This window comes from Caballeronia sp. GAWG1-5s-s (assembly GCF_023631445.1).
Taxonomy (GTDB): Bacteria; Pseudomonadota; Gammaproteobacteria; order Burkholderiales; family Burkholderiaceae; genus Caballeronia.
The window spans coordinates 213321-237410 of sequence record NZ_JALQDC010000012.1 but is presented as its reverse complement, the minus strand read 5'-3'; the positions used below and the strand labels follow the sequence as shown (position 1 = coordinate 237410).

24 protein-coding genes and 1 tRNA gene are annotated in these 24090 nt (G+C 63.9%); 12 read left to right on the top strand and 13 right to left on the bottom strand.

All coding sequences use genetic code 11. From position 1 onward, the window contains the following. Nucleotides 1-171: 171 nt before the first annotated feature. Together NCR34_RS11995 and lpxC are read left to right on the top strand one after the other, a co-directional pair. Entirely contained in the window at nucleotides 172-675 is a 504-nt protein-coding gene (locus tag NCR34_RS11995; protein ID WP_250500012.1) for a peroxiredoxin, read from the top strand. 263 nt (nucleotides 676-938) lie between these two features. Next, nucleotides 939-1856: a UDP-3-O-acyl-N-acetylglucosamine deacetylase gene (gene lpxC, locus NCR34_RS11990; RefSeq protein WP_250500011.1), complete on the top strand. Its 918-nt coding sequence runs from the start codon at nucleotides 939-941 to the stop codon at nucleotides 1854-1856. 48 nt (nucleotides 1857-1904) lie between these two features. Here the strand turns inward: lpxC and NCR34_RS11985 are convergent, their stop codons facing one another. Beyond that, nucleotides 1905-2399 carry a DciA family protein gene (locus NCR34_RS11985; RefSeq protein WP_250500009.1) on the bottom strand — a complete coding sequence of 165 codons (495 nt, stop codon included), beginning with the start codon at nucleotides 2397-2399 and terminating at the stop codon, nucleotides 1905-1907. Between the two features lie 288 nt (nucleotides 2400-2687). On the opposite strand from NCR34_RS11985, the gene secA reads away from it, so the two are divergent. From secA to NCR34_RS11960, 4 genes are all read left to right on the top strand, one after another. After that, complete coding sequence (secA, locus tag NCR34_RS11980) at nucleotides 2688-5501, top strand: preprotein translocase subunit SecA (protein ID WP_250500007.1); 2814 nt, start codon at nucleotides 2688-2690, stop codon at nucleotides 5499-5501. Between the two features lie 186 nt (nucleotides 5502-5687). Then, nucleotides 5688-6929, top strand: a complete 1242-nt coding sequence (gene argJ, locus NCR34_RS11970) for a bifunctional glutamate N-acetyltransferase/amino-acid acetyltransferase ArgJ (RefSeq protein ID WP_284506538.1) — start codon at nucleotides 5688-5690, stop codon at nucleotides 6927-6929. A 32-nt stretch (nucleotides 6930-6961) separates the two neighbouring features. Beyond that, the gene (locus NCR34_RS11965; RefSeq protein ID WP_175945164.1) at nucleotides 6962-7825 is read left to right on the top strand and encodes an ATP-binding protein; all 864 of its coding nucleotides are present in this window, start codon (nucleotides 6962-6964) and stop codon (nucleotides 7823-7825) included. Then, nucleotides 7822-8271: an NUDIX domain-containing protein gene (locus NCR34_RS11960; RefSeq protein WP_284506537.1), complete on the top strand. Its 450-nt coding sequence runs from the start codon at nucleotides 7822-7824 to the stop codon at nucleotides 8269-8271. Before NCR34_RS11965 ends, NCR34_RS11960 begins: the two co-directional genes overlap by 4 nt. Before the next feature lie 6 nt (nucleotides 8272-8277). Here the strand turns inward: NCR34_RS11960 and NCR34_RS11955 are convergent, their stop codons facing one another. The 9 genes from NCR34_RS11955 to NCR34_RS11915 all read right to left on the bottom strand — a co-directional run bounded on the left by NCR34_RS11955 (nucleotide 8278) and on the right by NCR34_RS11915 (nucleotide 16059). Next, nucleotides 8278-8469 carry a DNA gyrase inhibitor YacG gene (locus tag NCR34_RS11955; RefSeq protein WP_175945160.1) on the bottom strand — a complete coding sequence of 64 codons (192 nt, stop codon included), beginning with the start codon at nucleotides 8467-8469 and terminating at the stop codon, nucleotides 8278-8280. A gap of 69 nt (nucleotides 8470-8538) precedes the next feature. Next, the gene (zapD, locus tag NCR34_RS11950) at nucleotides 8539-9294 is read right to left on the bottom strand and encodes a cell division protein ZapD (protein WP_175945315.1); all 756 of its coding nucleotides are present in this window, start codon (nucleotides 9292-9294) and stop codon (nucleotides 8539-8541) included. Nucleotides 9295-9457: 163 nt separating this feature from the next. Beyond that, complete coding sequence (gene coaE, locus NCR34_RS11945) at nucleotides 9458-10072, bottom strand: dephospho-CoA kinase (RefSeq protein ID WP_250500004.1); 615 nt, start codon at nucleotides 10070-10072, stop codon at nucleotides 9458-9460. A gap of 16 nt (nucleotides 10073-10088) precedes the next feature. Further along, entirely contained in the window at nucleotides 10089-11000 is a 912-nt protein-coding gene (locus NCR34_RS11940) for a prepilin peptidase (protein WP_250500003.1), read from the bottom strand. Nucleotides 11001-11031: 31 nt separating this feature from the next. Beyond that, nucleotides 11032-12243, bottom strand: coding sequence for a type II secretion system F family protein (locus tag NCR34_RS11935; RefSeq protein ID WP_250500001.1), 1212 nt, complete (start codon nucleotides 12241-12243; stop codon nucleotides 11032-11034). Further along, complete coding sequence (locus NCR34_RS11930) at nucleotides 12243-13442, bottom strand: GspE/PulE family protein (protein ID WP_250500000.1); 1200 nt, start codon at nucleotides 13440-13442, stop codon at nucleotides 12243-12245. Before NCR34_RS11930 ends, NCR34_RS11935 begins: the two co-directional genes overlap by 1 nt. A gap of 78 nt (nucleotides 13443-13520) precedes the next feature. After that, complete coding sequence (locus tag NCR34_RS11925; protein WP_206467060.1) at nucleotides 13521-14807, bottom strand: HlyC/CorC family transporter; 1287 nt, start codon at nucleotides 14805-14807, stop codon at nucleotides 13521-13523. Nucleotides 14808-14951: 144 nt separating this feature from the next. Next, nucleotides 14952-15028 (bottom strand) — tRNA-Pro (locus NCR34_RS11920). Between the two features lie 38 nt (nucleotides 15029-15066). Next, entirely contained in the window at nucleotides 15067-16059 is a 993-nt protein-coding gene (locus NCR34_RS11915; protein ID WP_175945149.1) for a polyprenyl synthetase family protein, read from the bottom strand. A 235-nt stretch (nucleotides 16060-16294) separates the two neighbouring features. On the opposite strand from NCR34_RS11915, the gene rplU reads away from it, so the two are divergent. The 4 genes from rplU (at nucleotide 16295) to proB (ending at nucleotide 19381) form a co-directional block, all read left to right on the top strand. Further along, entirely contained in the window at nucleotides 16295-16606 is a 312-nt protein-coding gene (gene rplU / locus NCR34_RS11910; RefSeq protein WP_008342953.1) for a 50S ribosomal protein L21, read from the top strand. A 31-nt stretch (nucleotides 16607-16637) separates the two neighbouring features. Next, the gene (rpmA, locus tag NCR34_RS11905) at nucleotides 16638-16901 is read left to right on the top strand and encodes a 50S ribosomal protein L27 (RefSeq protein WP_175945147.1); all 264 of its coding nucleotides are present in this window, start codon (nucleotides 16638-16640) and stop codon (nucleotides 16899-16901) included. A gap of 205 nt (nucleotides 16902-17106) precedes the next feature. Next, a complete protein-coding gene (gene cgtA / locus NCR34_RS11900) occupies nucleotides 17107-18213 on the top strand; it encodes an Obg family GTPase CgtA (protein ID WP_175945145.1) in 1107 nt (368 codons plus the stop codon). 49 nt (nucleotides 18214-18262) lie between these two features. Then, entirely contained in the window at nucleotides 18263-19381 is a 1119-nt protein-coding gene (gene proB, locus NCR34_RS11895; protein ID WP_250499998.1) for a glutamate 5-kinase, read from the top strand. A gap of 80 nt (nucleotides 19382-19461) precedes the next feature. On the opposite strand, the gene NCR34_RS11890 is transcribed toward proB, so the two are convergent. Together NCR34_RS11890 and NCR34_RS11885 are read right to left on the bottom strand one after the other, a co-directional pair. Further along, nucleotides 19462-19986, bottom strand: coding sequence for a CNP1-like family protein (locus NCR34_RS11890; RefSeq protein WP_250500038.1), 525 nt, complete (start codon nucleotides 19984-19986; stop codon nucleotides 19462-19464). Between the two features lie 177 nt (nucleotides 19987-20163). Further along, entirely contained in the window at nucleotides 20164-20814 is a 651-nt protein-coding gene (locus NCR34_RS11885; protein WP_175945142.1) for an RNA pyrophosphohydrolase, read from the bottom strand. 315 nt (nucleotides 20815-21129) lie between these two features. Between NCR34_RS11885 and NCR34_RS11880 the strand changes: the two genes are divergently transcribed. Together NCR34_RS11880 and NCR34_RS11875 are read left to right on the top strand one after the other, a co-directional pair. Then, the gene (locus NCR34_RS11880) at nucleotides 21130-22866 is read left to right on the top strand and encodes a proline--tRNA ligase (protein WP_250499997.1); all 1737 of its coding nucleotides are present in this window, start codon (nucleotides 21130-21132) and stop codon (nucleotides 22864-22866) included. Continuing rightward, nucleotides 22867-23466, top strand: coding sequence for a MarC family protein (locus NCR34_RS11875; protein ID WP_175945138.1), 600 nt, complete (start codon nucleotides 22867-22869; stop codon nucleotides 23464-23466). A 48-nt stretch (nucleotides 23467-23514) separates the two neighbouring features. On the opposite strand, the gene NCR34_RS11870 is transcribed toward NCR34_RS11875, so the two are convergent. Beyond that, nucleotides 23515-24066 carry a hypoxanthine-guanine phosphoribosyltransferase gene (locus NCR34_RS11870; RefSeq protein WP_244847266.1) on the bottom strand — a complete coding sequence of 184 codons (552 nt, stop codon included), beginning with the start codon at nucleotides 24064-24066 and terminating at the stop codon, nucleotides 23515-23517. Nucleotides 24067-24090 lie beyond the last annotated feature (24 nt).

The following is a 24090-nucleotide window of genomic DNA, read 5'->3' as shown; positions in this document are numbered from 1 at the left end:
GGGGCGACTGTCCAAGGCCGCGTCAGCATCAGACGCCAGGCCGTGGCCAGCCGACCTCCACGAATTTGCCGACGAGCAAATGAAACCTGAATCGTCGATCAAGCGCGAGGCGAGACTGCGGGACGATGCAATCGCAAGGTGTTTCGAGCACTGACGAGGGAAGGACCGAGCATGATCGAAGTGGGTGAAACGTTGCCTGATGCGCGTCTCTTCGAGTTCATCGAAGTGGCGAGCGAGGGCTGTGCCGTGGGACCGAACGGGTTCGCGGTGCGCGAGCGGACCGCCGGCAAGCGCGTGGTGATCTTCGGATTGCCGGGCGCGTTCACGCCGACGTGTTCCGCCAGACACGTGCCGGGTTTTGTCGAGGCGGCGGATGAGTTCCGGGCCGCCGGCATCGACGAAGTCTGGTGCGTTTCCGTCAACGACGCGTTCGTCATGAACGCGTGGGGACGCGATCTCCAAGCCGCGGGCAAGGTGAGGATGATGGCGGACGGCAGTGCGCGTTTCACTCAGGCACTCGGACTGGATCAGGATTTATCCGAGCGTGGCATGGGAATCCGTTCCCAGCGTTACGCGATGGTGGTCGACAACGGCGTGGTCAAGACGCTCGCTGTCGAAGCGCCCGGAAAGTTCGAAGTCAGCGACGCTCGCAGCATCCTGGCGACGTTGCGCTGAGCGCAGCGGCGTCGCGTTGTCTTTGTACAACGCGTAACGACGCCCTCGCATTCGGCGACAACTTGGGGCCGATGACCGGAAATGCCTCCATTCCGGCCATCGGCCCGTTCTACTTGACTGGCCCTGCGTCGCGGCGTAACACAGGGAAACAGTTGATACCTCTTCGTTTGGGACGACTTACTCCGAATGGAGTATACTTCGGTCTATTAGAATTCAATGAACGATTAATTCTCTTTATTGGGAATTGCTATCGGAAAAAAATCATGTTGAAGCAGCGAACAATCAAGACCGTCGTCAAAACCGTGGGAATCGGGCTTCATTCCGGCCGCAAGGTCGATCTGACGCTGCGCCCGGCACCGGTTGGAACGGGCATCGTGTTTTCTCGGATCGACCTGCCGCAGCCGGTCGACATCCCTGCGTCCGCCATGGCGATCGGCGATACGCGGCTCGCGTCCGTGCTCCAGAAGGACGGCGCGCGCGTGTCGACCATCGAGCACCTGATGTCAGCGTGCGCGGGCCTGGGCATCGACAATCTGTACGTCGATGTCACTGCCGAGGAAATCCCGATCATGGATGGCAGCGCGTCTTCGTTCGTGTTTCTCATTCAGTCGGCGGGTATCGAAGAGCAGAACGCGCCGAAGAAATTCATCAAGGTGAAGAAGCCCGTCGAAGTGCGCGAAGGCGATAAATTCGCGCGTCTCGAACCGTATTTCGGCTTCAAACTGAGCTTTACCATCGATTTCCGCCATCCGGCAGTCGACAAGACGGGCCAGGCGCTGGAAGTCGATTTCGCGACGACGTCGTATGTGCGCGAAATTGCTCGCGCTCGCACGTTCGGTTTCGCGCATGAAGTGGAAATGATGCGCGAGTTGGGTCTGGCGCGCGGCGGCAGCATGGACAACGCCATCGTGCTCGACGAGTACCGCATTCTGAACAACGACGGCCTGCGCTACGACGACGAGTTCGTGAAGCACAAGATGCTCGACGCCATCGGCGATTTGTACGTGGTGGGTCATCCGCTGCTCGCGTCGTACACCGCGTACAAGGGCGGTCACGCGATGAACAACATGCTGCTGCGCGAACTGCTCGCGAACGAAGAGGCGTTCGAAATCGTCACGTTCGAGGACACGCAGAAAGCGCCGCGCGGTTTCGCATTCGATACGCAGACGGCGTTTGCCTGATCATCGGCAAAACGCAGAACGAAAGGTGAGCGGCAGCGAAAGCGCCGCTCATTTTTTTTGCCCGCGCCCCTGGTGACGCGCCGCCATGCGCGCGAGCGCTTCCTGTAGCGGCGAAGGCGCGAGCGTCTCGGCGAGGTCGTGCAGCGCGGACGCGCCCGCCGCGGACATGCGCGCCTGCTTCGGTGGCGGCGCTTCCTTCATCGACTGGGGACGCACGCGGATTTTGAGGGAATCCACCGCCCAGCCGCGCTGCTGGAGATCCGACAGAAGCCGCGGCTCGATATGCCGCAACCGCGCGGCGAGCGCATTATGCGCGGCGAAAAGCGCGAGCACGCCGTCCTTGATGAAGCCGGGCTCGACATTCGCCGCCAGATAGTCGGGCAGAAGCGCGGCCAGATCGCGCTGGAGCGCCGCCACTTGCTCGACGCCGGCGCGCAGCGCGCGGAACGCGTCGGTGCGATCCAGCACGTCGGCCAGGGCTTGCGGACGGCGCGGATCGAACCGCCCCGGCGCAGACCTTGAATTTGTAGAAAAGCGGCTCATTTTTTAATCAGCGGACGCCTGATGCGACCGCTCGATTGTACCGCGAGCCTGCCTTCCGCTTCGCGTGGACGCCCGCCGCGAAAGCCCGCGCGGCCAAGCTTTCAACGCGTTGACTGTCGCGTGGCGCAGACGCCCGAGCGCCCACGCTGACGCAAGATGTGCTTGAGTCGCGTGCTAAAATTCCCGATTCGAATTTCACCCAATGGACTTAAGTCGCCGAGGTTTTCCGAGCCCGGACGCAGCATCGCGCTGCCGCCCATCCGAAGCCGCGACGCAGACACTGATCCAATGACGACCGGTTTCCTTCAGAAGATTTTTGGCAGCCGCAATCAGCGGCTGGTCAAGCAGTACCAAAAGACCGTTGTGGCGATCAATGCCCTTGAGCCGACCGTCGAGAAATATACGGACGATCAGTTGCGCGCGAAGACGGACGAGTTCCGCAAGCGCGTCGCGGGCGGCGAGTCGCTGGACGTGATTCTTCCGGAGGCGTTCGCCGTCTGCCGCGAAGCGAGCCGGCGCGTGCTGAAAATGCGCCACTTCGACGTCCAGCTGATCGGCGGCATGGTTCTGCACTACGGCAAGATCGCGGAAATGCGCACCGGCGAGGGCAAGACGCTCGTCGCCACGCTCGCCGCGTATCTGAACGCGCTGTCGGGCCGCGGCGTGCATGTGGTGACGGTCAACGACTACCTCGCCCAGCGTGACGCCGAGTGGATGGCGCGCCTCTACAACTTCCTCGGGCTGTCGTGCGGCGTGAATCTGTCGCAGATGGAGCACTCGCAGAAACAGCAGGCGTACGCGGCGGACATTACCTACGGCACGAACAACGAGTTCGGCTTCGACTATCTGCGCGACAACATGGTCTACGAGACCGACGCGCGCGTGCAGCGGCCGCTCAACTTCGCCATCGTCGACGAAGTGGACTCCATCCTGATCGACGAAGCGCGTACGCCGCTCATCATCTCCGGTCAGGCCGAAGATCATACGGACCTTTACGTGCGCATGAACGCGCTGCCGCCGCTGCTCGAACAGCAGATCGGCGAGGAAAAGGCGGACGGCACGGGCGTCGAAAAGCCGGGCGACTACACGCTCGACGAGAAAGCGCGTCAGGTGTTCCTCACCGAATCGGGCCACGAGAAAGCCGAGCGCCTGCTCGCCGAGTGGGGCCTGATCGGCGAAGGCGAGAGCCTGTACGCGCCGCAGAACATCACGCTGATGCACCACATCTATGCCGCCCTGCGCGCGCATACGCTTTTCCATCGCGATCAGCATTACGTGGTGCAGAACGGCGAAGTCGTGATCGTCGACGAATTCACCGGCCGCATGATGACGGGCCGCCGCTGGTCCGACGGTCTGCATCAGGCGGTCGAGGCGAAAGAGCACGTGCAGATTCAGGCCGAGAACCAGACGCTCGCCTCGATCACGCTGCAAAACTACTTCCGCATGTACGCGAAGCTGTCCGGCATGACCGGCACGGCAGACACGGAAGCGTACGAATTCCAGGAAATTTACGGTCTTGAAACGGTCGTGATTCCGACCAACCGTCCGCCGAAGCGCATCGACAAGCAGGACCAGATCTACAAGACATCGAAGGAGCGTTACGACGCCGTTATCCGCGACATTCGCGATTGCGTCGAACGCGGCCAGCCGACGCTCGTCGGCACGACGTCGATCGAAGCGTCCGAACTGCTGTCCGGCATGCTGATGCAAGCCGGCATCAAGCACGAAGTGCTCAACGCGAAGCAGCACGCGCGCGAAGCGGCAATCGTCGCGGAAGCGGGCCGGCCGGGCGTCGTCACCATCGCGACGAACATGGCGGGTCGCGGCACGGACATCGTGCTCGGCGGCAATGTGGAGAAACAGGCGTCGTTCATCGAAGCCGATCTGTCGATTCCCGAGAACGAGAAAGCCGCGCGCATTCAAAAGCTGCACGACGAATGGCAGGCGCTGCACGACCACGTGAAGGCGGCGGGCGGACTGCATATCATCGGCACCGAGCGTCACGAGTCGCGCCGTATCGACAACCAGTTGCGCGGCCGCGCGGGCCGTCAGGGCGATCCGGGCTCGTCGCGGTTCTATCTGTCGCTGGATGATCCGCTGTTGCGCATCTTCGCGGGCGACCGCGTGCGCGCCATCATGGATCGCCTGAAGATGCCGGAAGGCGAGCCGATCGAAGCGGGCATGGTCACGCGTTCCATCGAAGGCGCGCAGCGCAAGGTGGAAGCGCGCAACTTCGACATTCGCAAGCAACTGCTCGAGTACGACGACGTCGCGAACGATCAACGCAAGGTCATCTATCAGCAGCGCAACGAACTGCTCGAAGCGAACGACGTGCAGGAAACGATCGCGGCGATGCGTCATAGCGTGATCACCGACCTCGTGCGCACGTTCGTTCCGGCGGGCAGCATCGAGGAGCAGTGGGACGCGCCCGAGTTGGAAGAAGTGCTGCGCAACGAGTGGTCGCTCGATCTCGCCATTCAGGAGATGATCAACGAGTCGAACTCGATCGACGCCGAGGAAATCTGCGAAGCCGTTCTCGCCGCCGCCGACGAAGCGTACGAGGCAAAGGTCGCGCTCGTGGGCCGCGAATCGTTCAGCGCGTTCGAGCGTTCGATCATGCTGCAGACGCTCGACAGCCGCTGGCGCGAACATCTGGCGGCGCTGGATCATCTGCGTCAGGGCATCCATCTGCGCGGCTATGCGCAGAAAAACCCGAAGCAGGAATACAAGCGCGAGGCGTTCGAACTGTTCGCCGCCATGCTCGACGCGGTGAAGCAGGAAGTCACGCGCATCGTGATGAACGTGCAGATCCAGTCGCCGGAGCAGTTGGAAGAAGCCGCCGAGCAGTACGAAGAAAAGGGCAGCCACGTCGAGAATGTGTCGTTCACGCACGCGGACTACAACGCGGCGGCCGCGCCCGCTGCGCCCGCAGCAGCGGCGGCAACGGCCACGGCTCAGATGATCAGCCAGGCTATGGCCGGCGGCGACGACATCAGCGTGGCCACGCGCCCCGCCGACGACGTGCCGAAGGTCGGCCGCAACGACCCGTGCCCGTGCGGCAGCGGCAAGAAGTACAAGAACTGTCACGGCAAGCTCGTATAACGAACTGTCCGTCCGACAAATCTGGCAAGCGACGCAGCAATGCGTCGTTTGTTTTTGCGGGCTCGAGCACGCCTTGTGCTGCGCGCCCGGCGTTTCACGGCGCTCCCGGCCTGCCGGCGGCGTCAGTCTTTCACAGCGTGCCGGCGCATGCGAGCCGGCACTCGCCACCTTCAGCGAGTCGCGAACATGGCTGTCAACTTCCCCTCGATCGATCCCGCCGCGCTTCATCCGGTCACTGGCGTCACGCTAGGCTGGGCCGAAGCGAATATCCGCAAGCCGAATCGCAAGGACGTGCTCGTGATTCGCGTCGATGAAGGCGCGACGGTCGCGGGCGTGTTCACGCAGAACCGCTTCTGCGCGGCGCCCGTGACGGTGTGTCGCGAGCATCTGGACGCGGTGCGCGCGGGCGGCAAGGGCATTCGCGCGCTGGTGGTGAACACGGGCAACGCGAACGCGGGCACGGGCGAGCCCGGCATGGCGCACGTGCGCGAGACCTGCGCGGAGCTCGCGCGTCTCGCGGGCGTCGAACCGCAGCAGATTCTGCCGTTCTCGACCGGTGTCATTCTGGAGCCGCTGCCGATCGATCGTCTCAAAGCGGGCCTACCCGCCGCGCTCGCCAACCAACAGGCGGCGCACTGGTTCGATGCCGCGCAAGCCATCATGACCACCGACACGCTGCCGAAAGCCGCGTCGCGTCAGGTGCAGATCGACGGCCACACAGTCACGCTGTCCGGCATCAGCAAGGGCGCGGGCATGATCAAGCCGAACATGGCGACGATGCTCGGCTTTCTCGCATTCGATGCCGCCGTCGCGCAGCCGGTCCTCGACGAACTGGTGAAGCACGTGGCGGATCGCTCGTTCAACTGCATCACCATCGACGGCGATACGTCCACCAACGATTCGTTCATCCTGATCGCGTCGGGCAAGTCGAGCCTGCCCGCCATCACGTCCACGGATTCGCCCGCGTACGCCGCGTTGCGCGACGCTGTCACGTCCGTGGCGCAGGAACTCGCGCAGTTGATCGTGCGCGACGGCGAAGGCGCGACCAAGTTCATGACCATCACGGTCGAAGGCGGCAAGGACGTCGCGGAGTGCCGCCAGATTGCCTATGCAATCGGTCATTCGCCGCTCGTGAAGACGGCGTTCTACGCGTCGGACCCGAATCTCGGCCGCATTCTCGCCGCCATCGGCTATGCGGGCGTAACCGATCTGGACGTCGGCAAGATCGACCTGTACCTCGACGACGTGCTCGTCGCGAAGGCGGGCGGACGCAACCCCGACTACCGCGAAGAAGACGGCCAGCGCGTGATGAAAAAGAGCGAGATCGCCATTCGCGTATTGCTCGGCCGCGGCCAGCAGCAGGCGACCATTTGGACCTGCGACCTCTCGCACGACTACGTGAGCATCAACGCGGATTACCGCTCGTAACGCGCGCCCGATCGGCGCGCACAGAAATGGACATGGACAAACTCGAACAATTTCTTACTCGCGCCGAGGCGGTTCTGGCGCGCATCGAAGGCATGCTGCCGCCCGCTGCGCCGGAAATCGACTGGGAATCGGCCGTGGCGTTTCGCTGGCGTAAGCGGCAAGGTCGCGGCTTTTTGCAGCCGGTGCCGGCCATCTCGCAGATTGCGCTCGGCGACCTGCAAAACATCGACCGGCAGAAGGCGCTCATCGAGCAGAACACGCGGCAGTTCGTCAACAAGCTGCCGGCCAACAACGTGCTGCTCACGGGCGCGCGCGGCACGGGCAAGTCGTCGCTCATCAAGGCGTGCCTCAATGCGTACGCGAAGGACGGCCTGCGCCTGATCGAAGTCGACAAGGACGATCTGCATGATCTCGGCGATATCGTCGATCTCATCTCGACGCGGCCCGAGCGTTTCATCGTGTTTTGCGACGATCTCTCGTTCGAAGAGGGCGAGTCCGGCTACAAGGCGCTGAAAGTGGCGCTGGACGGTTCGGTCGCGGCGCAGTCGGACAACGTGCTGATCTACGCGACCTCGAACCGCCGGCATCTGCTGCCCGAGTACATGAGCGACAACGAGACCTACAAGCACACGCCCGATGGCGAGATTCACCCCGGCGAAGTGGTCGAGGAGAAGATTTCGCTGTCCGAACGCTTCGGGTTGTGGGTCAGCTTCTATCCGTTCAAGCAGGACGACTATCTGTCGATCGTCGGGCACTGGCTGAAGCATTTCGGCTGCGACGCGAGCGAGATCGAAGCCGCTCGCGGCGATGCGCTCGTCTGGGCGCTGGAGCGTGGATCACGCTCGGGTCGCGTGGCGTGGCAGTTCGCACGCGACTGGTCGGGCCGCAAGCAATGAGCGGGGCGTCGGACGTTGCGAACGCTTCGGGTGATCTCGCTCCCGATGGCCGCAAGGTGACGGAAGTGGCCGTCGGCGTGATGGTGCAGCCGGACGGCCATTATCTGCTCGCGCAGCGCCCCGAAGGCAAGCCGTACGAGGGCTACTGGGAATTTCCGGGCGGCAAGCTGGAGCCGGGCGAAAGCGTCGAAGCGGCGCTCGGGCGCGAATTGCACGAAGAACTCGGCATCGACGTGACCGCGTGCAAGCTGTGGCGCACGCTCGAGCACGACTATCCGCACGCGTACGTGCGGCTTTTCTTCTGCAAGGTGATGGAGTGGACGGGTACGCCGCTCGGCCGCGAAGGGCAGGCTATCGCGTGGCAGACGCTGCCTGTTGACGTCGGCCCGCTGTTGCCCGCCGCGATTCCCGTGCTGGAGTGGCTCGCGGCGGAAGCGCAGCCATAGTGCGCGTTAGTTGAGGCCGCCGTGCGAGTCGTCGTCCGGCGGCGTTTCCTGGGAGTTACCGGAGATACGGTACTTTTCGGTCGCCCAGGCGCCGAGGTCGATTTGCTTGCATCGCTCGGAGCAGAACGGACGAAAGCGGTTTTCCGGGACCCAGCGCACTTCCTTCGCGCAGGTCGGGCATTTGACGACAGTGGTCATGACGGTGAGACGTTTTGGATTGAGCCAGCGTTGATCGACATTCGATCATATAAGGCCGAAGCGCGTGGTTCAAAGACTGCAAAGCGTCAGATGAAAGGGCACGTCGACATCGACGGCGCGCGGTTTCAGGTCGCCGTCCTGCACGGTGAAGCGCACCCAGAGCATGTATTTGTTCGCGCTCGCCTCGGGAATGACGCGCACTTCCGGCGACACGCGCACCTGCATCAACTGATACGTACGGCCGGACAGCATCTGCTGATAGCTGCCCTGCATGGCCATGACCTTCGACGCCTGACCGGATTCGCGCGCGAGCCGCAGCACGATAGCGGCGGCGTCGCGTAGCGCGAGCATCGGCATGACCCATTTGGCAATGTCCTGACGGCGATCTTCGACGGGCAACTGCTGCCACGCGTAATACGACGGCAGATCGAACTTGCAGGTTCCACCGGGAATGATCGTGCGGCTGCGAATGCTCGCGAGCCATTCGTTGTCGGCCAGATGCTGCCCCGTCTTGCCGTGCATGTCGGTGAGCCCGGCAAGCGTCTGCTCGATCTCGCCGAGAACGGCTTCCAGCGCTTCCTGTTCGATGCCCGGATTGCCGCGAAACGGCGCCAGCGTCTGCCGCTGCCGTTCCAGTTCCTTCATCAGATCGGCTTTGAGGTCCGTACGGCCCGCGACTTCCGCGATCTCGAACAGCGTGGTGAGCGCAACGTGATGTTCCCGGGGATCTTCCTGCGTGAGGAAGAACGTGAAGCGCTCGAACAAGTCTTCGAGACGCAGCAGCGTCCGAATCCGCTCGTTGAAGGGATACTCGTAAAGAATCAAGCGCTCGCCTCGGCGTGGGTCGGTTGCTTCCATGAGCGGAAGTCAGGACATTCTAATGCCGCATCTTTACCCTAGCAAATCCGCTCACATTTACGGCGCTTTTGACGCGGTTCGCGGCAATAAATGGAACTTTTCCTGATGTTTCAGGCAAGCAATGCGCTGCTCACGGCTCGGTCCGCGCCGCGAGTTCGAGATATCGCCCGTGCAGCGCCTCGACGTCGTGCGCCAGCGATTCGAGCGTGGCTGAGTCGTCGTTGACCAGGATGTCGTCTGCTGCGGCGAGGCGGGTTTCGCGCGAAGCCTGCTTCGCGATGATCGCCAGCACCTGCTCGCGCGAAAAGCCGTTGCGCCGCATGACGCGCGCGATCTGCGTCTCGACGGGGCAATCGACGACAAGCACCCGCGATACCCGCGACGCCCAGTTCCCCGACTCGACGAGCAGCGGCACCACGACGATGTGGTACGCGCCGCCGGCGGCCACCCGCTGCCGCTCCGTCTCCGCGCGGATCAGCGGATGAAGAATGGCTTCGAGACGCGCGCGCGCGGTGTCATCGGAGAACACCAGCTCGCGCATCTTCGCGCGATCCAGCGAGCCGTCCGGCGCGACGTACGCGCTGCCGAACTCGCTCGCGATCAGCGGCATCGCGACGCCGCCCGGCGCGCTTACCTGATGCGCGATGAGATCGGTATCGACTAGCGGCACGCCGCGCTCAGCGAAGAGGTCGGCGACCGTGCTTTTGCCGCTGCCAATGCCGCCCGTCAAGCCGATGCTGAACATCCGTTGCTCCCTTCGCTCATCCGAACAGTGAATAAAGCGGCGTCCCGATAAAAAGCGTGATCGCGCCGCCCGCCGCGAGAAACGGGCCGAACGGCAAGGGCTCCTCGAAGCGCATGCGTCCGCGCCATGTCGCGAGGATACCGAACAGCGCGCCCGCCACCGCCGAAATCAGCAGCACCTGCGCGAGCGCCGCCCAGCCGAGCCACGCGCCGATGGCCGCGAGCAGCTTGAAATCGCCGTAGCCCATGCCTTCCACGCCGCGAGCCAGTTTGAAGAGCCAGTACACGCACCAGAGAAACAGATAGCCCGCGATCGCGCCGATCACGCCGTCATGCAGCGTCGCAAAGCCGCCATCGCCGAAATTGACGATCAGCCCCGCCCACAGCAGCGGCAACGTGAGCACGTCGGGCAGGTAGCGCGTGTCGTAGTCGATCAGGCCCGCGGCCAGCAGCGTCGCGCACAGGCCGAATGCGGCGAGCGCGGGCCAGTCCGGGCCGAACGCATAGAGCGAGAGCGCAGCGAAGGCGCCGGTCGCCAGTTCGATCAGCGGATAGCGCGGACTCACGCGCGCGCCGCACGCGGAACAGCGCCCGCGAAGCGCGAGATAACTGACAACCGGAATGTTCTCCCACGCGCGCAGGACGTGACCGCAATGCGGGCAGGCGCTGCGTGGAACGGCAAGATTGAACCGCGCCGGATAGCCGTCCGGCGGCGGCTTCGGCGCATCGGGCAGCGCCGCGTCGAGTTCCGCGCGCCACGCGCGTTCGAGCATGACCGGCAGGCGATGCACGACCACGCTCAGAAAGCTCCCGACGATCAGCCCGAACACGATCGCGAACGCGTATTGCGCGGCCACCGGCAACGCGGCGAACGTTGCCAGATAAGGGCTCGCGTGATGCGCGGCGGACGTAGTGATCGGAGGCTGCATGGTCGTGATGCGATGTCTTTGGCCCGCGATGCTACACCACGTTGCCGAGCTGAATGATCAGAAGATACATCGCGATGACGAGTCCGCCGACGAGCGCCCCCAACACCGCGATGACGAGCGGCTCGCACAAGCTCGCGAACGCGCCGATGCGCTCGTCCACCTGACGATCGGCGAGCGCCGCGAGATCGAGCAGCATGGAGTCGAGCGAGCCGGATTCTTCGGCGACGGCGATCGGCTGCACCACGTCCTGCGGAAAGCAGCCGAGCGCGCGCATCGCGGCGGCGAGCCGCTCGCCGTTGCGCAGGCGCGACGCGATCTCGACGGTGGCGCTATCGAACACCGGACTCCCGGTGGCCTGCGAGAGCGAGTCGAACGCGTCGGAAAGCGGGGTGCCGGCCGCGAGCAGCGTGCCGAGCGCGCGGCTCCAGCGCGCGACGGCCAGTGACCGTAGCAAGGGACCGGCAATCGGCAACTTCAGTGCGATGTGGTCGGCCGTCTTGCGGGCGTGGGCCGATCGCTTGATCCAGCGAGCCGCGACGAGCGTCATGCACGCGCTCACCGCGATGAACGGCACGCCATGTCGCGCGACCACATCGGACAACGCGAGCACGAAGCGCGTCGGTGCGGGCAGCGCGGCGCCGAAGCCGTCGAAAATCGTCTTGAAAGTCGGCACGACGCCGATCAGCAGTCCTGCGGTGATCGCGAGCGACAGCAGCAGCACCACGACCGGATAGGCGAGGGCGGCGCGCAGCTTCGCGCGCTGGGCGCTGGCCCGCTCGCGATCGTCGGCGAGACGCGCGAGCACCGCAGGCAGCGCACCGGCTACTTCTCCGACGGCGACGAGTTGACAGTACAACGCGCCGAACGCCGGGTGACGCGCGAGCGCGGCCGAGAACGGCACGCCGCGCGTGATGTCGCGCGCCAATGAACGCACAATGCGCGGCAAACCTCCGCGCCCGCCCGCGTTGCCAAGCAGGTCGAGCGCGCTCGCGAGCGGCAACCCGGCGCGAAGCAATCCGGCGAGTTGGCGCGTGAACACGCCGACTTCCGCCGACGATGCCTTGGGCGGCGGCGCTGCGCCCAACGCGTCGAGTTCGAGCACGGTCACGCCTTCCCGGCGCAACGAGGCGCGCGCCGAAGCGGAATTCGCCGCGATCAGCTTGCCGCGCTTCGTCGCGCCTTGCGCATCGATGCCGCGCCACGCGTAGCGCATCTCGCGCATCTCGGATAAGTCGGCGGCCATCACGCGATCTCCGTCGCGTCGGCGGCTTCCGCGACGCTCGTCACGCCTTCGCGCACGCGCGCGAAAGCGGCGTCGCGCAAGGCGGGCATGCCTTCGGACTGCGCAAGCCGCGCAACCGCGTGAGTCGCCGCGCGACCGACGATCAACTCGCGGATACCATCCGACACCGGCATCAACTGATGCACGCCGACGCGCCCGCGATATCCGATGCCGTGACACGCCGGGCAGCCGCGCGGCTCGAACGGACGAAAACCATCTGGGAGCGTCAGCGCGGACGGCGCGCGGCACGCATCGCAGAGCTTGCGCACGAGCCGTTGCGCCGTCACCAGCCGCAACGCCGACGCGAGGTTGTACGGCGCGACGCCGATGTCGATCAGGCGCGCGATGGCGGCGGGCGCGTCGTTGGTGTGGAGCGTCGAGAGGACGAGGTGGCCGGTCTGCGCGGCTTTCACGGCGACGTCGGCGGTTTCGGCATCCCGAATCTCGCCGACCATGATGACGTCCGGGTCCTGCCGCATGAACGCACGCAGCGCGACGGCGAAGGTGAGGCCGGCCTTCTCGCGCACGCTGACCTGATTGATGCCCGCAAGCTGGATCTCGGCGGGATCTTCCACGGCGCAGATGTTGCGCGCTTCGGCGTTGAGCATCTGAAGGAAACAGTACAGCGAGAGCGTCTTGCCGCTGCCGGTCGGACCCGTGACGAGCACGAGGCCATGCGGCGCGCGAATCGCGGATTCGACGACGCCGCTTTGCTCGTCACTGAGGCCGAGCGCGCCGAGCGACAGGTCTCGCGGCAACGCATCGAGCCGGCGCAGGACCAGCTTTTCGCCGAAGAGCGTCGGCAGTGAACTCACGCGATAGTCGCCGGTCTGGCCGCCCGGCAAGGCGAGCCGCAGACGTCCGTCCTGCGGCACGCGACGTTCCGCGATATCCATGCGCGCGAGCACTTTGATTCGCGTGACGAAGGCATCGCGCAAATGCGGCGGAGGACGGCGCAAGACGTGCAGCGCGCCATCGACGCGCAGCCGAATGCGCCAATCGTGCTCGGACGGCTCGACGTGGATGTCCGACGCGCCGCGCTCGGCGGCTTCGCGCAAGGTGTCGGCGAGCAGCGAAACGGCGGGCGAGTGACCGTCGGACGTTGTCTCGAAGGTGGGGTCGGCCGGGCGTGGAAACGCGGCGGGAGGAACGGAATTCATCGGCGGTAGCGGGTCGGGATCGGAACGAGATGACCGATCATCCCGCCGTCCCGCGTGCCCGGCTACTCGTCCGAACGGCTAACGCAACGCGCGCTTCGCCGGCGCGGCCGGACGAAAGATCTTGACCGTGCGAACCGCCTGATCGTCGCTGCGCATGACTTCCAGATACACGCCGCCGATGCGCATCGCCACGTCGCCGTCCGGAATGTCTTCGAGCGTTTCGAGGATCAGCCCGTTGAGCGTCTTCGGACCGTCCGTCGGCAGCGTCAGCTTGAGCCAGCGGTTCAGTTCGCGCAGCGGCATGCTGCCGGGCACGATGCACTCGCCGTTCTCGTCCCAGCCGCGCGAGCCCGCGCCGCGCGGAATCGTCGACGTGAATTCGCCGATCAGTTCCTCGATGATGTCTTCCGGCGTGACGAGCCCTTGCAGCTCGCCGTATTCGTCGACGACGATCGCGATGCGGTGACCGCTCTCTTGAAAGTACTGCAACTGCTGAAAGACAGGCGTGCCGGCCGGCACGAAATAAGGCTCGGTCAGCAGTTCGCGCAGCGTGTCGCGCTCGAGTTCCTGGTTATGCAGCGCCGACAGCGTCTTGCGCACATGAAGGACGCCGAGCACGCGGTCGATATCGCCCTGATAGACGACGAGCTTGTTGTGATAGCACGTCTCCAACTGATGCAGGATGTCGTCGAACGGCGCGTCGAAGTCCAGCGCCTCGATGCGCCGGCGCGGGATCATCACGTCATCGACGGAGATGTTTTCCAGGTCGAACAGATTGAGCAGAATGCTGCGGTGCTTGGTCGGCATGAAGCTGCCGGTTTCCAGCACGATGGTGCGCAGTTCCTCGGGCGAAAGACGCTGATCGCGGTTGCCCTTCAGATTGATATGCAGCGCGGCGAGAATCGCGTTGGCGAAAAGGTTGACGAACCACACCAGCGGCCGCGCGATGCGCATGAGCGGCGCGAGCACGAGACTCGCCGGCAATGCGACCTTTTCGGGATACGTCGCGCCCACGATCTTCGGCGCGATTTCTGCGAACACGATGATGAGGAACGCGATCACGCCCGTCGTGACCGAGAGCACGACGTTGTCGTGCCCGAACGTGCGCAGCGCGATGGAGGTGGTCAGGACCGGGATGATCGTGTTGATCAGATTGTTGCCGATCAGGATGACCGAAAGCAGCTGATCCGTCTTGGCGAGCAAACCTTGCGTCGTCCGCGCGCCCAACGAGCCTTGGCTAGCCAGGAACTTCAGCCGATGGCGATTGAGCGCCATCATCGACGTTTCAGAGATGGAGAAAAAACCGGAAAGGAACAGCAGCAGAAAAATGGCGCAGATTTGCGCCCATAAGGGAAGGTTGTCCACGCGGTGATCGAGTAGGGGCGGTGATGGATGGACTATAGCAGACGGCTTTCCCGGGCCGCCGGGGCCCGCCCGCTGGCTCGCGCGCGGAGCATCGGACGAAAAAGAAAAAACCCGCATGGCGAACCATGCGGGTTTTTGCAATTCTGGTCGGGGTGAGAGGATTCGAACCTCCGGCCTCTACGTCCCGAACGTAGCGCTCTACCAGGCTAAGCTACACCCCGAATTCGTTACTTGGACGCTTTCGGCTCGAAAGTCTCTTTCAAGACTGCCTCGACGTCGAGTAAGAACATAATTCTAGCAGGCTCTCTTTGTAAATGGAAGCGGGGAATGCAGAAATCGCGTTCGCCGCTGCCTGCGCTTCTTTCCGCGCGCATTCGAGCGTATGGTCCAGCGCGCCCGACGTGGTGATGGCGTGGAAAATCGTGTCGAAGCGATCCGTGCCGCCGTGCTCGATCGCCTCGCGCGCGAGCGCCGCCTGTTCCGCCGTGCCGTGCTCCATCAAATAGATGAGCGGGAGAGTGGGCTTGCCTTCGCGCAGATCGTCGCCGGCGTTCTTGCCCATGGATTCGGGCGTGCCGGTGTAGTCGAGCCAGTCGTCCATGATCTGGAATGCGGTGCCGATGCGCCGGCCGAATTCCGCCGCCGCCGCTTCCGTGCGCGCGTCGGAACCCGAAAGCACCGCGCCCAGTTGCGCCGCCGCCTCGAAGAGCTTCGCGGTCTTGTAGCGGATGACCTGCATATAGCGCGCTTCGTCCACATCCGGGTCGTGCATGTTGAGGAGCTGCAGCACTTCGCCTTCGGAGATAATGTTGGTCGCGACCGACAGAATCTCCATCACGCGCATCTTCCCGACGCTCACCATCATCTCGAACGAGCGCGAGTAGAGGAAATCGCCGACGAGCACGCTCGCCGCGTTGCCGAAGAGCGCATTCGCCGTCTTGCGGCCGCGGCGCAGGTCGGATTCGTCGACGACGTCGTCGTGCAGAAGCGTGGCCGTGTGAATGAACTCGACCACGGCGGCCAGTTCATGGCGATGCCCGGTCGTATCGCCCAGCGCGCCCGCCACGAGCAGCAAGAGCGCCGGGCGCAGCCGCTTGCCGCCCGCGCCGATGATGTACTCGGAAATCTGGTTGATGAGCATCACTTCTGATGCCAGGCGCTGCCGGATGACGCGATTGACCTGCTGCATGTCCTCGGCGATCGGGGCAAGCAGTGCGGCGGCGTCGGGGGAGGAAGTGGCGGTGGACGACATGATCGGCAAATGAGGTAATGCGGCGGATTATAAGGCGAATCGGACCCGCGACGAATCACCGGGCGCTTTGCGGCGTCCTTCGCGCACCGCTTTGCGGCTGCCATCGCCTTCAACGGGCTCCCAAAGCCGCTTGCGCGAAATGTCAATGCCTTTTGACGCGGCGTCTAAGCCTATGTATAATCTCGTGTTTTCCCCGCGCGGTGCGTGGAAAAACGAATTCTGAGTGAGGTTCTCAATGTACGCGGTCATAAAAACCGGCGGCAAGCAGTACAAAGTTGCCGTTGGCGAAAAATTGAAAGTAGAACAGATACCGGCAGACATTGACGCTGAAATCACGCTCGACCAGGTTCTCGCAGTAGGCGAAGGCGAATCGATTCAGTTCGGTACGCCGCTGGTCAGTGGGGCTTCCGTCAAGGCTACCGTCGTGTCGCAAGGTCGTCACAAGAAAGTGACCATCTTCAAGATGCGTCGCCGGAAGCACTACCAAAAGCACGCTGGCCATCGCCAGAACTACACCGAACTGCGCATCGACGCGATCAACGCTTAAGCGTCGCGCAACGGTCAAGGAGCTATAGCAAATGGCACACAAAAAAGCAGGCGGGTCTTCCCGCAACGGCCGCGATTCGGAATCGAAGCGCCTCGGCGTGAAGGTTTACGGCGGCCAGGCAATCAATGCAGGCGGCATCATCGTTCGCCAGCGCGGCACGCGCATGCACCCGGGTGAAAACGTCGGCATCGGCAAGGATCACACCTTGTTCGCGCTGACGGACGGCCACGTCCAGTTCACGACGAAGGGCGCAGCGAAGAAGCACACGGTCGTCGTCGTCCCGGCAGCAGCGTAAGGTTCACTGCACGGGCTTCAGGACCGCAAAAAAGGCCCCGCGAAGTTCGCGGGGCCTTTTTCATTGGCGCGCCGGAAAACGCGGCGCCCACAGAATCGAAGCATATGAGTGCCCGGCACGCGCCGGTCACGGCAAAATAGCGTGTCGACTGAGCGAGTTCGGACTCGCGGCAGTCATCGCACGGAAACACGGGACGGAGCAACGCATGAAGTTCATTGACGAAGCGAGGATCGAAGTCATCGCCGGCGACGGGGGAGATGGCAGCGCGTCGATGCGCCGCGAAAAGTTCGTCCCCTTCGGCGGGCCGGACGGCGGCGACGGCGGGCGCGGCGGCAGCGTCTACGCGGTCGCGGACCGCAACATCAACACGCTGATCGACTACCGGTTCGCGAAAAAGCACCAGGCGCGCAACGGCGAAAACGGGCGCGGTTCGGACTGCTACGGCAAAGGCGGCGACGACATCACGCTGCGCATGCCGGTCGGCACCATTATCTCGGACCAGGAAACGGGCGAGATCATCGCCGACCTCACCGAGCACAATCAACAAGTGCTGATCGCGCAAGGCGGCGCGGGCGGTCTCGGCAACCTGCACTTCAAATCGAGCACGAACCGCGCGCCGCGTCAGAAGACCGACGGCAAGCCGGGCGAGCGCCGCATGCTCAAGCTCGAGCTGAAGGTGCTCGCGGATGTCGGCTTGCTTGGCATGCCGAACGCGGGCAAATCGACGTTCATCGCTTCCGTTTCGAACGCGCGGCCGAAGATCGCGGACTATCCGTTCACGACGCTCGCGCCGAATCTCGGCGTCGTGCGCGTCGGGCCGAGCAAGAGCTTCGTGATCGCGGACATTCCGGGGCTGATCGAAGGCGCAGCGGAAGGCGCGGGCCTCGGCCACCGCTTCCTGCGCCATTTGCAGCGCACGGGCGTCTTGCTGCACCTCGTGGACCTCGCTCCGTTCGATGAAAACGTCGATCCGGTCGCGGAAGCGAAGGCGATCGTCAACGAACTCCGCAAGTACGACGAGTCGCTGTACGAAAAGCCGCGCTGGCTCGTGCTGAACAAGCTCGACATGGTGCCGGAAGACGAGCGCGCGTCGCGCGTGAAGGACTTCCTCGACCGCTTCGAGTGGGACGGCCCGGTGTACGAAATTTCGGCCCTCACCGGCCAAGGCTGCGAGGCGCTGGTCTACGCCATCTACGACTACATCTCGACGCATTCGGACGCGTCGCGTGCGGCGGAAGCAGAAGATCTCGCGGCCGACGTGCGTTTTCGCGATGACATCGCCGGAAATCAGGCGGACGACGAAGACAGATAACGACGCCGCCCGCAGTCGCGGGCCGCGACACCGAGGAGAGAAGCGCACGATGCGTTCGGTCATTGCCGCTGCGAAGCGAATCGTAGTGAAAGTGGGGTCCAGCCTCGTCACCAACGACGGGCGCGGACTGGATCACGCGGCCATCGCCCGGTGGGCGGCGCAGATCGCGGCGCTGCGCGGAGAGGGCAAGGAAGTCGTGCTCGTGAGCTCGGGCGCGATTGCGGAAGGCATTCACCGGCTCGGCTGGACGAAGCGCCCAAGCGAAATCGACGAATTGCAGGCCGCCGCGGCCGTCGGGCAAATGGGCCTCGCGCAAGTCTACGAGAGCAGCTTCGGCGCGCATGGCATCCGCACCGCGCAGATTCTGCTCACGCACGCCGACCTCGCCGACCGCGAGCGTTATCTCAACGCGCGCTCCACGCTGCTCACGCTGCTGCGTCTGGGCGCGGTGCCGGTCATCAACGAGAACGACACCGTTATCACCGACGAAATCAAGTTCGGCGACAACGACACCCTCGGCGCGCTCGTTGCCAACTTGATCGAAGGCGACGCCCTCGTCATTCTCACGGATCAGCGCGGCCTGTTCACCGCCGATCCGCGCAAAGACCCGAACGCGACGCTCGTCGAACAGGCCGATGCCGGCACGCCCGAACTCGAAGCGATGGCCGGCGGCGCGGGATCGAGCCTCGGCCGGGGCGGCATGCTGACCAAGATTCTGGCGGCCAAGCGTGCCGCGCACAGCGGCGCGAACACCGTGATCGCGAGCGGCCGCGAGGCCGACGTGCTCACGCGCCTCGCGTCGGGCGAGCTCATCGGCACGCAGCTTATCGCGCGCACCGCTCGCATGGCTGCGCGCAAGCAGTGGATGGCGGACCACTTGCAGGTGCGCGGGCACGTCGTGATCGACGATGGCGCGGTGCAGAAGCTCACCGCCGACGGCAAGAGCTTGCTGCCGATCGGCGTGGTCGATGTGAAAGGCGCCTTCGGTCGCGGCGAAGTGATCGCGTGCGTCAACGATAAAGGGCAGGAAGTCGCGCGCGGCATCACGAATTACAGCAGCGCCGAGGCGCGGCTGATTCATCGGCGGCCGAGCGCGGAGATCGAAGCCGTGCTCGGGTATATGCTGGAGCCGGAACTCATCCATCGCGACAATCTGGTGCTGGTCTGAGGCACTTCATCCCGCCGAATGAAAAAAGCCCGCTGAGCCGAAAGGCCAGCGGGCTTTTTACTGCTACATCGCCAACGCAATCAGCGCAGGTTGATGGACCGTTGCGTGCGCTCGTACTGGATGTTGTTGACGATCTGCTTCGCGGTGCCGACCGGCAGCTTGCTCGTGCAGAAGTAGTCCTGATACAGCGCTGCCTGATACGCGTTCAGTTCGCCGTTCTCGATGCGCCGGAAGTCGAACGCGACGCCGCGATCCCAGCCGGTGCCGTCTTCGTTGATGCTCGCATAGCGGCGCCATTCGTACGTGTCGCAGCGAATGCCTTCGTAGTTGATGTTGCGCGCGCCGCTCGGGCTCGTCGCCACGACGACATAGCGCACGACGCCGTCATCGCCGACCGTGAGCGAGGTCTTGTCGACCGCGAACGTCAGCGGTGTGTTCTGCGAAACATTGAACGGCAGCAGGTTCGACGGCTGCGGCAGCGGCGGCAGCGTATCTATTTTGTTCTCCACCCATTCGGTCTTGCGGTCGAGCAGATAGGTGAAGACGCCGTCGTCCTGATTGGACGGGCCCTTGGAACTGGAACAGCCGGCAAGCGCGGCGAGCATGGCGACGAGTACCGCGGATGAGACGATGACTTTCAATTCGATGTTCCCGAATAACGGATGCGCGGACGGCGAACGCCCGGCGCCGCGAGCAGTGCTCGCCGCGCCGGGCTATGAAACATGCCGAGTGTCAGAATGAACGAAGAATCGCCGCGCTCGACGCCAGGACCGAGCGCGAAGTCAGTCGCACGATGAACGCCGCGCGATGATCTGCACTTCTTCGCTGACCGTACATTCTGCCTGAACCGCGGCGCCCGCGGCGGTTACGGCAGGTGTCTCGATCGTCATGGTTTGAATGACGCGCGGATAACGCGGCCCATGATGCGCGGCGCGCTCACCGCGTTCGCCACGAGTATTGGTTCGCCGCAAGAAGCGGGAAAGCTCGGTGAGAGCCAGTTGATAAACGTCGCGCTTGAACTCGATCACCGCGTCGAGCGGCACCCAGTATTCGTTCCAGCGCCAAGCATCGAATTCCGGATGGTCCGTCGCGCGCAGGCAAATGTCGCAGTCGCGCCCGACCATGCGCAGCAGAAACCAGATCTGTTTCTGACCGCGATAATGACCGCGCACTTCGCGCTTGATGAACTTATCCGGCACCTCATAACGCAGCCAGTCGCGCGTGCGACCGACAACTTTCACGTGCTCAGGAAGCAGGCCGGTTTCTTCGTGTAACTCCCGATACATTGCTTGCACGGGGGTCTCGCCGTATTTGATACCCCCTTGCGGAAACTGCCAGGAATGTTCACGCAGCCGCTTGCCCCAAAACACTTCGTTGCGCGCGTTCAAGAGGATGATGCCGACGTTCGGGCGAAAGCCTTCACGATCCAGCATACAACCACCTTCGAATCCTTTAAAATTGCTTTGATTATAAACAGATAACGGCCCCGGCGCATCCGTTCCAACCCGTGTCGGAGCCCTAATTTCGGGGCTCGCGGTGCGCCTGCCCGCAAGGAATCTTTGCCAGGCAACCCGGAAGTCGGCAGAATCTTCTTTTCCGGCTTCATGCAGGGCGGTCGGCCGCAAGTGGCGCGCGAGCGTTTCATTGCGGCCTCGTGCAGAGCCGTCGACCGTTTCGTCGTTCACCCGTTTCGCCAGCCTTCAACCACATGGTTTCGTGGGCGCGCGCCGCTTTTGGAAAATTTCTGAATGAAAGCATCCCGTTTCTTCATCGGCACCCTGAAGGAAGCTCCCGCCGACGCCGAGATCGTCAGCCACAAGCTGATGATGCGCGCCGGCATGATCCGCCGCGTCGCGGGCGGTATCTACGATTACATGCCGATCGGCCTGCGCTCCATTCGCAAGGTCGAAGCCATCGTGCGTGAAGAGATGAATCGCGCGGGCGCGCTCGAACTGCTGATGCCGGCCGTGCAGCCGGCCGAGTTGTGGCAGGAATCGGGACGCTGGGAGCAGTACGGCCCCGAACTGCTGCGCATCAAGGACCGTCACGAACGCGATTTCGTCGTCGGCCCGACGCACGAGGAAGTGGTCACGGACATCGCGCGGCGCGAGATCAAGAGCTATCGCCAGTTGCCGGTCAACTTCTATCAGATCCAGACGAAGTTCCGCGACGAGATTCGTCCGCGCTTCGGCGTCATGCGCGGCCGCGAGTTCATCATGAAGGACGCGTATTCCTTCGATAAGGACACCGCCGGCCTCGCCGAGTCGTACAAGAAGATGTATGACGCCTACGTGCGCATCTTCACGCGCATCGGCCTGGAATTCCGCGCGGTCGCGGCAGACAACGGGTCGATCGGCGGCAGCGGATCGCACGAGTTTCACGTCATCGCGGAAACGGGCGAGGACGATATCGCGTACTGCCCGGACTCGGACTTCGCGGCGAACGTGGAAGCGGCCGACGCCTTGCCGTTGATTGCCGAGCGCGCCGCGCCCGCCGAGGAGATGAAGAAGACGCCGACGCCCGGCGCGGCCAAGTGCGAAGCCGTCGCACAGTTGCTCAACATCCCGCTCGAACGCACGATCAAGTCGATCATTCTCGCGACCGACAACGAAGGCGCCGAGCCGACCATTTGGCTCCTGATGCTGCGCGGCGATCATTCGCTGAACGACATCAAGGTCAGCAAGCTGCCGGGCCTGAAAGGTTACCGCTTTGCGACGGAAGCCGAGATCGTCGAATGGTTCGGCACGCCGCCGGGCTATCTCGGTCCCATCGGCACGAAGAAGCCGGTGCGCGTGATCGCGGATCGCACGGTCGCAAACATGAGCGATTTCGTCGTCGGCTCGAACGAGGTCGACTATCACACGACTGGCGTGAACTGGGGCCGCGATCTGCCGGAACCGGAAGTCGCCGATATTCGCAACGTCGTGGCGGGCGATCCTTCGCCGGATGGCCGTGGCACGCTGGAAATCTGCCGCGGCATCGAAGTGGGGCACGTGTTCCAGCTCGGCACGAAGTATTCGGATTCGATGGGCGCCACGTTCCTCGACGAAGGCGGCAAGCCCGCGCCGATGCAGATGGGCTGCTACGGCATCGGCGTGACGCGCGTCTTGGGCGCGGCTATCGAACAGAATTTCGACGACAAGGGCATCATCTGGCCGGAAGCCATTGCGCCGTTCGAAGTCGTGATCTGCCCGATGGGCTACGACCGCAGCGACGCCGTGCGCGAGCAGGCCGACAAGCTGTACGCCACGCTGCAGGACGCGGGCATCGACGTGATTCTCGACGATCGCGGCGAGCGCCCCGGCGTGATGTTCGCGGACTGGGAGCTGATCGGCGTGCCGCATCGCATTGTGATCGGCGATCGCGGGCTGAAGGAAGGCAAGCTCGAATATCAGGCGCGCCGCGACACCGAAGCCACGCTGCTGCCGGTGGACGAAGCGGCGGGCGTCGTGACGGCGAAAGTTCGGGCCGCGCTCGGGAAGTAAATGCAGTACAACTTCCTGTCGGCGACGATCCTTCTGCTGCTGATCACCGATCCGCTCGGCAACATTCCGATCTTCATCAACGCGCTGCGCGGTGTCGCCACCGAGCGGCGCCGCGTGGTGATCTTGCGGGAAGTGGCGATCGCGTTCGGCATTCTGCTCGTCTTCATGCTGGCCGGCGACCGCTTCCTGCGGGCGATGAATCTCACGGATGTGTCGCTGCGCATCGGCGGCGGGATCGTGCTCTTTCTGATCGCGCTTCGGATGATCTTCCCGCATCCGGATGGCCCGATGGGCGGCGACACGCGCGGCGGCGAACCGCTGATCGTGCCGCTCGCGATTCCGGCGCTCGCCGGCCCGTCCGCGCTCGCGACGGTGATGCTGCTGACGTCGCAGGCGCCGGGCAAGATGTTCGAGTGGATCGGCGCGCTGACCGTCACGATGGTCGTCTGCGCGGTCGTGTTGATTCTCGCGGAGAAGATTCAGCAATGGCTAGGCGAGCGCGCGGTCACGGCGTTCGAGCGGCTGATGGGACTCGTGCTCGTCGCGATTTCCGTCGAGATGATTCTTACCGGGATACGCGCGTTCGTGCATCAGTTGTGAAAAAAGCGGCCGAGGCCGCTTTTTCTTTTTCGTCGCACGTGCGAGCGCTCACGCCCCTTCGGTCAACGCCCGGATAGTCGGCAGATTTCGCCAGTAACCCTTCGCATCCATCCCGCAGCCGAACACATAACGGTCCGGCACTTCGAAGCCGCAGAAATCCGGGCGCAGCGGCTTCGCCTTCGGGATGAGCTTCTCGCACAGCACCGCCGACAGGAATTGCTTCGCGCCCATCGCCATAATGCGGTCGCGAATGGCGGCCATCGTTTCGCCCTCGTCGAGAATGTCGTCGAGCACGAGCACCACGCGGTCCTTCACCGATTCGGCCGGCGCCACGCGCCACTGCATTTCGCTGCCGCCCTTGATGGCGTTGCGATAGCGCGTCAAATGGATGTAGTCGAATTCCAGCGGGAAATCCAGATGCGGCAGCAGCATGCCGGTGAACACGGCCGCGCCGCCCATGACGGAGAGCAGCAACGGGAAGTCGTCCTGCGTCGCGGCCTTGATGTCCGCAGCCATGCGTTTGATCGACGCGTCGACCTGATCGGCGCTGACGATCTCTTCGGAGTGGCTGAAAATGTGGAGAGCTTCTTCGCGGTTCATAGAGGCAGGCGGGGGAGACGACGA